Below are 13,164 nucleotides of genomic sequence, written 5' to 3' on the forward strand. Positions count from 1 at the left end.
TTGATCCGGCGCACCACCGTCGGAACCGAGTTGGCCGGGTAAAGCGACTGGTCCGGGTAGGTGTGGCCGGAGTTGTTCGCGTCCGCTGCGACCTGCCAGCCGGAAAGGTAGATGGCCCGCAACCCGGCCTTGACCTGCTGCACGGCCTGGTTGCCGGTCAACGCGCCCAGGGCGTTGGTGTATCCGCCGGTCTTGTGCTCCTCGGTGAGCTGCTTCCACAGCTTCTCCGAACCGCGGCGGGCCAACGTGTGCTCCTCGGAGACGCGGCCGCGGAGACGGACGACGTCGGAAGCTGAGTAGTCCCGGGTCACACCTTCCCAGCGGGGGTTGGCGGCCCACTCGAGCTCCAGGGCGGCGGCCTGCTGTTCGGGCGTCTGCTGGGTGGGCTCAAATGCTGCAGTCATCGTTGATCTCCTTGATTGAGCTCCGGATGGGGTAGGTGGGAACCTCGCCGTTGAGGTTCCCACCGGCTTTTCCGGTGCGGTGTTTCTTTCCGTGACACTTACTTTTCCGCACTTCCAAGAGGCTTACTAGAGATAAATGATGGAAAGAAATGCACTTCTTCACGTATTCTTTAGAAATGTCACCTGGAAGCTGGAACCGCGAAGCCGCGCCGCCCACCCCGTCCGCCGCGTCTGCCGGACTGGACGTCATCAGCCTTGGCCGCCGCGTGCGCCACCTGCGCAAGCAGGCTGGACTGACTCTCGATAACCTCAGCGCCGCCGTCGGTACTGCGCCCAGCCAGTTGAGCCTGATCGAGAACGGCAAGCGGGAACCGAAGCTCGGGCTGCTGCAGCACTTGGCGTCCGCCCTCAATGTCAGCATCGACCAGCTGCTCGGTGCCGAGCCTCCCAGCCGCCGGGCCGCCTTGGAGATCGAGCTCGAACGCTACCAGCGCAGTCCGCTCTACGAGACGCTGGACTTGCCCAAAATCCGCATCAGCTCGCGGCTTCCGATAGACGTGCTGGAGGCCCAGGTGGGGCTGCTGCATGAGCTGGAGCGCAAGATGAACGAGCAGGTGGCCACCCCCGAGGAAGCGCGCCGGGCGAACGGTGAACTGCGGGCAATGATGCGCGAGCGCGGCAACTATTTTCCGGAGTACGAGGCCGAGGCGCAGCGGGTCCTCAAAGGCGTTGGCTACACCACCGGTCCGCTCAGCCAGCACGTCATCGCGGACATCGCCGAGAACCTCGGATTCACCCTGCACCACGTGGGTGACCTGCCGCATTCCACCCGTTCCGTGACCGATTTGAAGAACCGCAGAATTTACCTGACCCAGAACCAGCGCCAGGACCACGACCCCCGGTCGGTCCTGCTGCAGGCCCTGGGCCACTACGTGCTGGGACACGAAACCCCGAAGAACTACGGCGACTTCCTGGCCCAGCGCGTGGCAACGAACTATTTTGCCGCAGCGCTCCTGCTGCCGGAAAAGGCAACCCTGGAATTCCTGCAGAAGGCGAAGGCCGCCAAGGAAATCGCCGTCGAGGACATCAGGGACGCTTTTGCCGTGTCCTATGAAACGGCAGCCCACCGGTTCACGAACCTTGCCACGCAGCACCTGGGCATCACCACCCATTTCCAGAAGACGCACCAGAGCGGAATCATCTACAAGGCATACGAGAACGACGGCGTGGCGTTCCCGCAGGACCACACCGGCGCCATCGAGGGCCAGCCGTCGTGCAAGGCCTGGACTTCCCGCGCAGTGTTCGACGTTCCGGACAAGTTCAGCGCCTACAGCCAGTACACCGACACGCCATCCGGGACGTACTGGTGCACCGCCCGCACCGAACGTTCAGCCAGCGGCGAGTTTTCGCTCAGCATCGGCGTGCCGTACCAGCACGTCAAATGGTTCCGCGGACGGGAAACCACCGCGCGGGCCAAGTCCACCTGCCCCGACCCGAACTGCTGCAAACGGCCGCCGGCCGAGCTCGCCTCGCAGTGGGCCGGCAACGCCTGGCCCTCCGCCCGGGCCCATTCGCACCTGCTGGCGGCCATGCCGCCCGGCGCCTTCCCCGGCGTCGACGAAACCGAGGTGTACAGCTTCCTTCAGGCGCACTCGGGAACGTGACCCGGACGCTCTCTCACTTGATGTGGATTTCCCTCGGACGCTCTATCACTCTCTTCAGGAAAGTGAGCGAGCGTCCCGGGTTTTCCAGCATTAAGTGAGAGAGGACCGGGTCACCCGTGCAGCTCGCGGTAAGCGTCCGCCGCTGCCGGGTGCAACGGAATGCCGGCCGTGTTGATCAGGGAATCCGGGCTCAGGAACTGAACTCCCAGGCTCGAGCGGGGGATGAGCTCCTCCGCATGGCCCACCAGCAGTTCCACGGTTCTTTTCACGGTGCGGGCGTCCAGGTCGCTCCGGCACAGCAGCAGGTTGGTCACCCCCACTGTCCAGACGGCAGGGACACCCCCGTAGGCGCCCGCCGGGATCAGGACCCGGTCATAAAAGACGCCGTACCTGGACCGCAGCGCCGGCAACAACAGGGAAAGATCGAGGAAGTTGAGACCCACGTCGTCATGGGCAGCAGAGATGGCGGCCGTGGGAACGCCCCCGGACCAGAACAGGGCGTCCACTGACCCCGCACGCAGTGCCGCGAGGCCGTCATTGAGGCCCAGGTTCAGGACGGTGACGGCTTGCCCTGCAGCTCCGGCCCCGCCGGCAGCGACGGAACCAAGCCCCGCGGCCTCAAGGAGGCGGGGAGTGGTGAGGGACGTCCCCGAACCCGGCTCGCCCACAGCCACCGTCCTGCCGGCCAGCTCCCCGATGCCCCGGATCCCGCTGGCCTTCCGGACCACGCAATGGACGTAGTTTTCGTACACCCGCCCGAGAGCCGTAATGCCGGCGTCGGACGTGTTCTTCCCTGCTTCCCTCTGCGCGGCGGCATCAGCGAGGGCGACGGCGAACGTGGCTTTCCCGGCAATGAGCTGTCCGAGGTTGTCCAGGCTGCCCCCCGTGGTCAGGGCCGTGGCCTGCCGGGCCACCCCATGGCGCTGCAGGGACGCGGCAAGCAGGGTGGCGAACTCCAGGTAGAAGCCGCCCGGTTCGCCGCCCGCAACGGTAACGGCATCGGGGCTGTCCGCCGGGGTGCAGGCCGCCAGCGCCGGTGGCAGCAGTCCCGCGAGCCCTGCGGCAGCACCGGCCCTGAGGACTTCGCGTCTCGACGGCGGTCTGAAGCGAAAGTCAGGCATGCGGAGCCACCTGCCCCGTGGCGTCCGGACCGCTTTTGGGGACCCGGGGAAACTCCAGGAACGCCGCCAGGCCGTGCGGGTGCGCCTCGCGGAGCAGCAGGCGTCCACCATTGGCCGCGGCCAGCTTTTCGACGATGGTCATGCCCAGGCCGTTTCCGCGCACGTCCCGGTGCTTCGGTGAACGCCAAAACCGCTGGGTGGCAGATGCCCTTTCCTCGGACGAGAGCCCGGGCCCGTCGTCGGACACTTCGATCACCACGGTGGCGCCGAGGTTACGGACGGCAACCGATATCCGGGCGCGGCCGGCATATTTGACCGCGTTGTTCAGCAGTTCCCCGGCCATCTGCGCAAGGTCCCCCGCATCGCAGGCAATCAGCGCAGGCTGCCCGGACGTTCTGTCGAAATGGATGGAGGCGCCGGCACGTCGCGCGGCAGGTCCTGCACGTTCGGCCTCTTCCTGCAGGACAGGGACTGGATCAATGGGCCCCCGATCTCGCCGCGAAGGCGCGCCGCCGGGTGGGCCGGCGGAATCCTCGAAGGCCCGGTGTTCGGCGGCGGCGAGTTTGAGGACGCCGTCAAGGATCTCCTCGACCCTCTCGAGCTCAGTCTCGACGGCGGATGCAGCTGCCTTTTCCCGGGCGGTCTTCAATTCCAGCTGGAGCAAGTCGACGCGCAGCCGGAGCGCACCAACAGGGTTGCGCAGTTCATGGGAGGTGTCCGCAATGAGTTGGCGCTGCGCTTCGATGCTGTCACTGACGCTTTGTGCCATCGCAGTGAAGGAACGGCTCAGGGCCCTCAGCTCGGGCGGCCCTTCCTCCGGTAGCCGGCTGCTGCGGCCGGTGGTTTCCAGTTCGGCGACGGCGGCATTGAGCCGGTGGACAGGGCGCAGCACCCAGCGGGTCACCCGGGACGCGCCGATGAGGAGCATCGCCATGAGCGCCGCCGCGGCCAGTCCGACGCCGAGCCAGCGTTCGCGGAGTTTCTGCCGGGCAGCGTCCTGGTTGACTTCCAGGACCGCTGCTCCGAGTACCTGGCTGGCGCTTCCAAACGAGCGGGAAATCACCTCGGAGCCCGTGCCGAACGGCTGAAGCGGCGCCAGTGTGGTGTCACTGAGGTTCAGGCTGGCCCTGGCCAAGGCATTCCGCACATCTGCCCGGTCCTCGCTCAGGCCGCCGGAGCGCAGGGTGCCCTGCTGGAGCCGGACCAGGACTCCTTCGGCGTAGAGCTCCGAGTACCTGTCCATTTCGGCCTGCAACTGGGTGGAATCACCTCCCTCAGTGCCGGCGTCGAACGCAACCTGCGCCAGCCTGTTTAGGGCAGTGGCCCGGTTGATCTGGAGTTCCTGCGTGAGTTCCCGGCTGGCGGAGGCCAGGAGGGCATTGGACGCGATGAGCACCAGGAGGACGGAAAGGATGCTCAGGATCCCGAGGACACGGAGCTTCACGCAGGGTCCGCCTCGACCCTATAGCCGACCCCGCGGACGTTGATGATGAACCCCGGCAGCTGCAGTTTGGACCTCAGCCCGGTCAGGTGCACGTCAAGTGACCGCGAGGAGGCCAGGAACGCATCGCCCCACAGTGCGTCCAGGATCTGTTCGCGGGTCACTACTGACCCTGCATGGCTGGCCAGTAGGGCCAGCAGGTCGAATTCCGTGGCGGTCAGGGGGAGTACCTGTGCGCCGAGGACTGCCAGGCGGCGTTCGAGGTCCACCTCGAGTTCCCCCAGCACGATCCGCCGCTGCGTGTTGCCGGGAGCGCGGCCCGCCCGCCGGGTGACGGCTTCGATCCGGGCCAGGAGCTCCACGAGCTTTACGGGCTTGACGAGGTAGTCATCAGCCCCGGAACGGAGGCCAAGGACCACGCTCCGTTCGTCGTCGCGCGCAGTGAGGATCAGGATGGGAACGTCCGTGACCTGCCGAAGCTTCCGGAGCACCTCGAGGCCGTCCATGTCGGGAAGTCCCAGGTCCAGCAGGATCACGCCGAAGCGCCGGTGCTCCAGGAGTGCGTCGGCGCCCCGGGAAACCCTGGCCGACGCATGCCCGGCGGAAACCACGGCCGCCCCGAGGGCGGATGCCATGGCGTCGTCGTCCTCGACGATCAGCACATCCATTGCCAGTTCCTGTTCCGTTGGGCGGCTTCCGTTTTCAGGGGCGCGATTTCCCCTGCCCGCCTTTGGAGGTTACCCCGTTCGCTTGTTTTCCGCCCGGCCCGGGGCGGTCGCACTGCCCGGCACCGCGGCCTTGGACCCGCTGCCCGCGGGGAAAACCTAAGGAAGTGTTAGGAATTCGGTTTTCGCTTGGGCTGTGCGCTGGCTCACCAATAGCTTTGGTGGGGTCCCCGGGCTTCCAGGGGACGTTCAACGTCGAGGAGGAACCATGAGCAATGCTGCCATGGACAGCACGAAAGTCGGGCCAGGGCGCATAGCCGGGGCCGCGCAGCCAAGGAAGGTTCAGCGATGAGCACCCAGCAAACCGCGGCAGTGAGTGAGTCGGCCGAGACCCGACGGGCGGTCAGCAACATCCTCAAGGGCTCTGCCGGCAACCTGGTGGAGTGGTATGACCTGTACGTCTACACGGTCTTCGCCGCCTACTTCCAGTCCCACTTCTTCAACTCGAAGGACGACCTCCAGGCGGGCCTGGAAGCGATGGCCGTCTTCTCGACGTCGTTCCTCATGCGGCCCATCGGCGCCTGGTTCTTCGGCCGGTACGCGGACCGCAACGGCCGCAAGGCAGCGCTGACCCTCAGCGTGACCCTGATGTCCGCGGGGTCATTCGCCATCGCCGTCCTGCCCACCACCGAGCAGGTGGGCGTCTGGGCATTGATCCTGCTGATCCTGATCCGCCTGGTCCAGGGCTTCTCCGTGGGCGGCGAGTACGGCACCAGTGCCACCTACATGTCCGAGGCTGCCACGTCCAGGCGGCGCGGCTTCTTCTCCAGCTTCCAGTACGTCACCCTGATCGGCGGGCAGATGCTGGCCCTTCTGGTCCTGGTGATCCTGCAAAATGCCATGCCCAAGGATGACCTCACGGAGTGGGGCTGGCGGATCCCGTTCGCGCTGGGCGGCGTCGCGGCGCTCGTGGTCCTCTGGCTCCGGCGCTCTATGGAAGAGACTGTTTCGGAAGAGCAGGTGCAGGCTGCAAAGACCCCGGCCGAAGCGGGAGTTGCCCAGCCCGGCACCATGAAGCTGCTGTTCACGCAGTATTGGAAGCCGCTGCTGATCTGCATCGGTGTCACGCTCGGCGGCACCGTGGCCTTCTACACCTACACCAACTTCATCCTGAAGTTCATGAACGATACCTCCGGCATCGCCAAGACCGACACCTCGGTGATCAACTTCTGGGCGCTGTTCATCTTCATGCTCCTGCAGCCCGTGTACGGCATGATTTCGGACAAGGTGGGCCGCAAGCCGCTGCTCCTGTGGTTCGGCATCACCGGCGTCCTGTTCACCTGGCCGCTGCTCTCCACCCTGTCCAACACCAAGGATCCCTTTACCGCCTTCCTGCTGATGATGGGTGGCCTGGTGATCGTGGGCGGCTACACCTCCATCAACGCACTGGTGAAAGCCGAGCTGTTCCCGGCCTCGATCCGTGCCCTTGGCGTCGGCCTGGGTTACGCGATCGCCAACTCGCTGTTCGGCGGGACCGTTCCACTCATCGGCGCAGCCTTCCAGAAGGCCGAGCGGGTTGACCTGTTCTTCACCTACGTCACCGTGGCCATTGCCCTCTCGCTGCTGGTGTACATCTTTGCGCTGAAGAACAAGAAGGCAACCCACCTGGACCAGGAACAGGGCCACGCGTGGGTGCAGGAGCGCAAGGACGGCGACAAGGACAAGGACCTGCTGGGCGTCTAGCTCCCGGAGGCGCACCCGCGGCAGGACTGATGACGACGGCGGGTGCCCGCCCGCCGTCGTCCGCCCGCCTCGCCAGGACGCTCTATCACTTGATGTGGATTTTCCTTCGACCCTCTCTCACTTTCTTCAGGAAAGTGAGAGAGGGTCCCGGGTTTTCCACCGTTAAGTGAGAGAGGGTCCGGCGCGGTCCCGCGAGCCGAGCGAGACCAAAACGAATGCAAAGCGTGACCCTGCCGGCATCGTCACGCGCCGCCGTCGCTGTTTCACTGGGAGGAGGCGGATTCCCGCCTTTGGCATGCCAGGGGAGGCAACAGAGGTGTTTCGTTTTCAGCGGATAATTGCGCTGGGTGCCTTGATGGGACTGGCGGGGTGTGCGGCGCCGGCCCGGCCGCCGGCCCCGGAACTCCTCACGGCCGACGGCGTCGAGCGGGTTTCGGTGGACCGCGCGGACTACGCCGCTGAGCTGCGCTCCTTCCGGGCTTCCGCGTTCGTCCTCGGCGAGGCGCTGCTGGCCGACGGCGGCGACGGCGCCAACGGGAACGTCGTGTCCTCGCCCGGGAGCCTGCTGATTGCCCTCGCCATGCTGCGCGCGGGTGCCACCGGCGGGACCGCGGCCGAGATGGACAGCGTCCTGCAATTCCCCCTTGAGAAGCGCGACGAGGCCATGAACTCGGTCCTCCGCTCGCTGGAAAAGTTCGATGGCGACCCCGGCGCAGTGGATGAGGACAACCCGCCGCGGAAACCGGTCATGCACTCCGCCAACGGGCTTTTCGTCGACAAGGACGTGCCTACCGGGCGGTCCTTCCTGGACACACTGGCCCGGCACTATGGATCGGGGGTGTATCCCGTGGATTTCAGCGACGAAGAAGCAACGAAGCCCGCCATAGATGCGTGGGTGAGCAGGAACACCGGCGGCCGGATCAAGGAGGCCCCGGCGGAATACGACCCCGACAATACCTTCAGCCTGCTCAACTCGCTGTACTTCGCCGCCGCCTGGAGCGCACCGTTCGATCCGAACGCCACCTCCGACCTGCCGTTCACGACAGCCGCGGGCGAGGAAATCGCGGTGCCTGCCATGCACAACGAACTCACGATGAAATATGCGGAAGGTGCCGGCTGGCAGGGTGTGGACCTTCCCTACGCCGACGGTTTCGTCATGCGGCTGGTCCTGCCCGCGGAGACGGCCGCTCCCGACGGCACGGCCGCTTCCCGTGACAGTCGCGCCCGAGCGGCCTTCGACGCGGAGAAACTGACGGAAATCGCGGACACGTTCGATATTGCCCGGCCCGAATCAGTCCAGATCCAGCTGCCGCGCTGGGACCACAGGTCCAGTTTTGACCTCCGCAAGGTCTTCGGGGCGCTGGGACTGGAGAACATGCTCGGCACCACGGAGGACTTCAACAACATCCAGCCGCAGATGATGATCACCCAGGCCGCCCAGGCTGCCAACATCACCGTGGCCGAAAAGGGCACCATTGCCGCCGCGGTAACCCAGATCAACGGAATGGCCACCAGCGCCCCGCCGCAGCCTGAGCGGACCATCGAGTTCGACCGGCCGTTCCACTACCAGATCGTCCACGTTGAAACCGGACTGCCGCTGTTTATGGGAACAGTGGCCGATCCCAGGTGAGCGCGCGCCCCGGGCCTGCCCTCTCCACCGTCCCCGACCTCAGACGCTCTATCAGCTAATGCGGGAAAATCCTGAACCCTCTCGCACTAGGTGCAAGAGGGTTGCGGAAAAACGCGCATTAAGTGAGAGAGGGTCCGGGGTGGCGGTTAGCGGGCTCCGCCCTGCCACAGGGCATCGAACGGGGCGCCTGACGCCACGCGGTTGCGGATGCCCGCCGTGACGAATTCCTTAGCCGTCCGGGCAGCCTCCAGCGGTGTGGCGCCCTTGGCGAGTTCCGCCGTCACAGCCGCGGCCAGCGAGCAGCCGGCACCGGAAACCGCCACCTCACCCACCTTGGGCGCGCTGAGGACCTCAAGGGTCTCGCCGTCATAGAAGACGTCGACGGCGTCCGGGCCTTCCAGCCGCACCCCGCCCTTGGCGAGCACGGCGGCGCCGCTGAGCTCATAGATGCGGATGGCCGCGGCCTTGAGGGACTCTACGTCCGTGATATCCAGGCCGGACAGCGACTCGGCCTCGAAGTGGTTCGGCGTGACAAAGGTGGCCAGCGGAAGGATCTGCGCCTTCAGCGCGTGGTCCGTGTCCAGGGCGTGCCCGGGCTCCTGGCCCTTGCAGATCAGCACCGGATCCAGGACCACGTTTTCGAACCGGCCGGCGGCCAGGGCATCAGCGACTGTGGCGATGGTGGCGGGACTGCCCAGCATGCCGATCTTCACCGTGTCCAGCACCGGACGTCCGGGCTCCGAAGGAGCGGACGACGACGGACCGTACGCGGCCGTCGTCGCCTCCAGTTGGTCCGCGATCACCTGCTGGTCCACCGGTACGAACCGGTGGTTCCAGCTGTCGTTCGGGTTGAACGAAACGATGCACGTGAGGTTGGCGATGCCAAAGACGCCGAGTTCCTGGAAGGTTTTCAGGTCCGCCTGGGCGCCGGCGCCGCCGGTTGCTTCGGAGCCTGCGATGGTCAGGACGACTGCGGGAGCTGTGACGGGCCGGGGTGCGGCAACGGAAACGGAAGTCATGGCACCATCCTGCCATCCGCCGTCGGCCGCGTCTTTGTGCCGCTGTACCTTTGTGCCGCTGTACAGCGACGAAGGCCGTACTGCAAACGCAGCTGCCCCGCGGCCAGGGAACCGCCCATCCATACCCCGCGGTGGGCGGGCCAGAGGCGAGCATTGCCAGGCCTGTCCAAAGGCGTACCATTCGGTAGGGGGGCTCGTCATGGATGGGTTCTTTTAGCACAGGAGAAAAGCAGTGGCAGAATCAACGACGAAGCGCGGCCGTGCGACTGGAGCTTCAGCACGGATTACCGCAGTGCTGACAGATCACCCCGTGATCCCAAGCATCAAGGATGAGGACGGGCTACGAGCGGTCCTGGGCGTTCACTGCCCAGTAGTTTTTGTGCTCTTTGGGTCTGTTATGAGCATTCGCCGAATCGTGGAGACCCTGAAAGCTGCAGGAAAGACTGTATTCGTCGATGTTGATCTGCTTGACGGTTTTTCCAGCAAGCCGGTTGTTGTCGATTTCCTCAAGGCGAACACGCGGGCGGACGGAGTCCTAAGCTCAAAGGCCGTCATAGTCCGGGCTGCAAAGACCGCGGGACTCCTGGCAATCCATCGTCTCTTCCTCATCGATTCCTTCAGCTACAACAATCTGCCGAAGCAGGTCAGCCTGTCCGGAGCGGACGCCATCGAGATCCTGCCAGGGTGCATGCCCCGGGTCATCTCCTGGATCCGTGAAGACACTGATCTCCCCCTTATCGCGGGGGGACTGGTGTGCGACAAGGAAGACGTCATTGGTGCCCTGGGTGCTGGCGCCACAGCAGTTGCGTCGTCCAACCGCGATGTATGGCTGATGTAGGCTGCCGGTATTCTGGTTCAAGTCAGGACTCCTCACGTCAGCGGTGTCCAGGCCCACCAGCCTCCCTCTGGCCAGGTCCGCGTCCCTGTGCTACGCTCTCTCACAACCAAAAACTAAATAACGGTCACGGCGCAAGCCAATGACAGTTGCTAAACACTAGAGAACAGCGACCCCAAATATCAGGGGATTGCTGTTCTCTTTTTTTGTGCCTTCCGCCTGCAGGGCAGGCAGTGCAAGAGCCAAAGCAAACCGATACCGCTAGAACGAATGGAATCAGCTAAATTGACAACCCTAACGCGCGAAGAAATCGTGAATGCCTACATCGACATCCTTGGCCGTGCGCGAGTGATAACCGACGAGCAGACACTGAAAGAAAACAGTGTGGACAGGTACTACAAAGTCGAGAACGTGTTCGGAATATACTCGCTGCCTTTGCCGGCAGCGGTGGTACGACCCAGCACCCCTGAGGAAGTTTCCGCAGTTCTGAAATTCGCCAACGAATATGGCGTGAACGTCGTGCCAAAGACCGGAGGGTCGGCAACAGAAGGCGGTCTCGAAACAGTGGTCGAAAACTCCATCGTGCTCGATGGGTCGACCATGAACGAGATCATCAACATTGATACCGACAACATGATTGCGACTGTCCAGTGCGGTGTCTGCCTGGAGGACCTCGAAAATGAGCTCCGAGCAATCGGCTATACCACGGGACATTCGCCGCAGTCGAAGCCTCTCGCCCAGTTCGGCGGACTCGTTGCCACCCGTTCCATCGGCCAGTTCTCGACTCTCTACGGCGGCATCGAGGACATGTTGATCGGAGTAGAGACCGTATTCCCCAACGGCGAAATCTGCCGCATCAAAAACGTTCCGCGCCGCGCGGCCGGACCGGACATCCGACACCTGGTCATCGGAAATGAAGGCGCACTCAACTTCATCACTGAAGTAAGCGTCAAGATCTTCCGCTACTACCCCGAGAACAACAGGTTCTACGGCTACCTCTTGAACGATATGAAGACCGGGTTCGAAATCCTTCGGGAAGTTGTGACCCAGGGGTATCGCCCCTCGGTCGCGCGGCTATATGACAAAGAAGACGGCCTCTACCACTTCAAGCATTTCTCCGACGGCCGCTGCGTATTGATCTTTATGGCCGAGGGGCCAAAGCGCATCGCGGATGCGACTGGGGCCGCAATTGAAGAGATTGTTTCCTCATTCGATTCAGCAGAACGTGTCGAGGATTCACTCATTGAAGATTGGTTCAATAATTTGAATTGGGACGTTTCCAAGATCGAAGAGGAAAGAATCGAAATCCGCGAGACCTTGAACAACGGTTTCACAACAGAAGTCTCCGGCAACTGGAGCGTAATTAACGATATTTACGAGAGCGCCATTGCCAGGATTCGTAAAGAGGTGTCCGCGGATTTCAGCCTGCTGGGCGGCCACTCGAGCCACAGCTACCTCAATGGCACCAACATGTACTTTGTCTACTACTACAAGATCGACGTGGAACCCACTGAGGAACGCACCACCTACCACGACCCCATCCAAAACATCATTGTTGAGGAAACGCTCAAACATGGTGGTTCCATGTGCCACCACCACGGCGTCGGTAAGCATCGGACGCACTTCCTCGCCGAGGAATATGGGTCGTCGCTCTACATGCTGGAGACCCTTAAATCTGCCTTCGATCCGAACGGCATCATGAACCGCGGAACCATTTTTCCGCTCTGACGTATAGGCACAGTCTCGGCCAGCGCGGCAAGGGTGGGTGCAGTCCTGCCCACACCCTTGCCGAGCCGGGCCTGGTTCAAGACACACAAAGGAGTGCACGTGTCCGAAGCAAGCATCACAGATTTCCAGATGGATTTCTTTTCACTCAAAGGCATGAATGCCATTGTCACCGGAGGAAACACAGGGCTCGGTCAGGCGTTCAGCCTTGCGCTGGCGAAAGCTGGAGCGAATGTTCTGGCGGCAAGCATCATGCCTGACGACGGCGCAACGGGAGCCATGGTGGAGGCTGCCGGAGCTAAATATGCGTACGTCATGTCGGATATCACAGTCGCCGGAAACCCTAAAAAAGTGGTTGACGCCTGTATATCGGAATTCGGCAGCGTCGACATTCTGGTCAACTGCGCGGGCCGCAGCATCAACGAGCCTGACGTCCTCGAATACACCCGTGAACAGTGGGATCCAATGGTGGCGTTGAACCTCACCGCCGCCTTCGAGATGTCACATGAGTGCGCCAAACACATGGTCCCGCAGCGCAGCGGCAAGATCATCAACATTTGCTCCGTATTCACTTTCCTTGGCGGCCAGTGGTCGCCAGCCTACGCAGCAACGAAGCACGGCATCGCGGGATTCACGAAAGCCTACTGCGATGAACTCGCGCAATTCGGTATCCAGGTCAATGGAATAGCGCCCGGCTACTACGCCACCGAACTGACCACGGCAACCAGGGCAAACCCGGAGACCAACCAGCGAGTCCTGGACCATATCCCCGCCAACCGCTGGGGGCAGACGCAAGACCTCATGGGAGCGACCGTATTTCTTGCCAGCCGAGCATCTGACTACGTCAATGGTCACATCCTGAGCGTCGACGGCGGCTACCTGGTGCGCTAACACCTTCAGCAGATTAGGACACGAAC

The 13,164-nt window shown here is 63.5% G+C and carries 10 protein-coding genes and 1 pseudogene; 6 read left to right on the top strand and 5 right to left on the bottom strand.

The genetic code is table 11. The features are described from left to right. Window positions 1-404, bottom strand: a pseudogene (locus tag PV768_RS17970) (isocitrate lyase); the annotation flags it as partial. A 149-nt stretch (window positions 405-553) separates the two neighbouring features. On the opposite strand from PV768_RS17970, the gene PV768_RS17975 reads away from it, so the two are divergent. After that, complete coding sequence (locus PV768_RS17975) at window positions 554-2,068, top strand: helix-turn-helix domain-containing protein (protein ID WP_421093750.1); 1,515 nt, start codon at window positions 554-556, stop codon at window positions 2,066-2,068. Between the two features lie 110 nt (window positions 2,069-2,178). Here PV768_RS17975 and PV768_RS17980 read toward each other — a convergent pair whose 3' ends face one another. The 3 genes from PV768_RS17980 to PV768_RS17990 are packed head-to-tail and all read right to left on the bottom strand — an operon-like array spanning window position 2,179 to window position 5,298. Beyond that, on the bottom strand, window positions 2,179-3,189 hold the full coding sequence (locus PV768_RS17980; protein ID WP_421093751.1) for a TAXI family TRAP transporter solute-binding subunit: 1,011 nt from the start codon (window positions 3,187-3,189) through the stop codon (window positions 2,179-2,181). Continuing rightward, window positions 3,182-4,633 carry a HAMP domain-containing sensor histidine kinase gene (locus tag PV768_RS17985; protein WP_323057702.1) on the bottom strand — a complete coding sequence of 484 codons (1,452 nt, stop codon included), beginning with the start codon at window positions 4,631-4,633 and terminating at the stop codon, window positions 3,182-3,184. Before PV768_RS17985 ends, PV768_RS17980 begins: the two co-directional genes overlap by 8 nt. Next, a complete protein-coding gene (locus PV768_RS17990; protein ID WP_157239273.1) occupies window positions 4,630-5,298 on the bottom strand; it encodes a response regulator transcription factor in 669 nt (222 codons plus the stop codon). The genes PV768_RS17985 and PV768_RS17990 overlap by 4 nt, the downstream gene beginning before the upstream one ends. A gap of 345 nt (window positions 5,299-5,643) precedes the next feature. Between PV768_RS17990 and PV768_RS17995 the strand changes: the two genes are divergently transcribed. Together PV768_RS17995 and PV768_RS18000 are read left to right on the top strand one after the other, a co-directional pair. Further along, window positions 5,644-7,038 (top strand): MFS transporter, encoded by a 1,395-nt coding sequence (locus tag PV768_RS17995; RefSeq protein WP_157239271.1) that lies wholly within the window; start codon window positions 5,644-5,646, stop codon window positions 7,036-7,038. 355 nt (window positions 7,039-7,393) lie between these two features. Continuing rightward, window positions 7,394-8,668 (top strand): serpin family protein, encoded by a 1,275-nt coding sequence (locus PV768_RS18000; protein WP_321216210.1) that lies wholly within the window; start codon window positions 7,394-7,396, stop codon window positions 8,666-8,668. 146 nt (window positions 8,669-8,814) lie between these two features. Here the strand turns inward: PV768_RS18000 and PV768_RS18005 are convergent, their stop codons facing one another. After that, window positions 8,815-9,687 (bottom strand): hydroxymethylpyrimidine/phosphomethylpyrimidine kinase, encoded by an 873-nt coding sequence (locus PV768_RS18005; RefSeq protein WP_421093752.1) that lies wholly within the window; start codon window positions 9,685-9,687, stop codon window positions 8,815-8,817. Between the two features lie 310 nt (window positions 9,688-9,997). Between PV768_RS18005 and PV768_RS18010 the strand changes: the two genes are divergently transcribed. From PV768_RS18010 to PV768_RS18020, 3 genes are all read left to right on the top strand, one after another. Continuing rightward, complete coding sequence (locus PV768_RS18010; protein ID WP_421093770.1) at window positions 9,998-10,525, top strand: glycerol-3-phosphate responsive antiterminator; 528 nt, start codon at window positions 9,998-10,000, stop codon at window positions 10,523-10,525. A 309-nt stretch (window positions 10,526-10,834) separates the two neighbouring features. After that, the gene (locus PV768_RS18015) at window positions 10,835-12,250 is read left to right on the top strand and encodes an FAD-binding oxidoreductase (protein WP_421093753.1); all 1,416 of its coding nucleotides are present in this window, start codon (window positions 10,835-10,837) and stop codon (window positions 12,248-12,250) included. Between the two features lie 99 nt (window positions 12,251-12,349). Continuing rightward, window positions 12,350-13,138, top strand: a complete 789-nt coding sequence (locus PV768_RS18020; protein ID WP_421093754.1) for an SDR family oxidoreductase — start codon at window positions 12,350-12,352, stop codon at window positions 13,136-13,138. The last annotated feature ends 26 nt before the right edge of the window (window positions 13,139-13,164 follow it).

This window comes from Pseudarthrobacter sp. CC4 (genome assembly GCF_048957775.1).
Taxonomy (GTDB): Bacteria; Actinomycetota; Actinomycetes; order Actinomycetales; family Micrococcaceae; genus Arthrobacter.

What these genes read in the sequence shown, in the direction of transcription:
- PV768_RS17980 (WP_421093751.1), bottom strand. Translation starts at nt 3,189, where the DNA reads ATGCCTGACTTTCGCTTCAGACCGCCGTCGAGACGCGAAGTCCTCAGG.
- PV768_RS17995 (WP_157239271.1), top strand. Translation starts at nt 5,644, where the DNA reads ATGAGCACCCAGCAAACCGCGGCAGTGAGTGAGTCGGCCGAGACCCGA.
- PV768_RS17975 (WP_421093750.1), top strand. Translation starts at nt 554, where the DNA reads ATGCACTTCTTCACGTATTCTTTAGAAATGTCACCTGGAAGCTGGAAC.
- PV768_RS18005 (WP_421093752.1), bottom strand. Translation starts at nt 9,687, where the DNA reads ATGACTTCCGTTTCCGTTGCCGCACCCCGGCCCGTCACAGCTCCCGCA.
- PV768_RS17990 (WP_157239273.1), bottom strand. Translation starts at nt 5,298, where the DNA reads ATGGATGTGCTGATCGTCGAGGACGACGACGCCATGGCATCCGCCCTC.
- PV768_RS18000 (WP_321216210.1), top strand. Translation starts at nt 7,394, where the DNA reads ATGGGACTGGCGGGGTGTGCGGCGCCGGCCCGGCCGCCGGCCCCGGAA.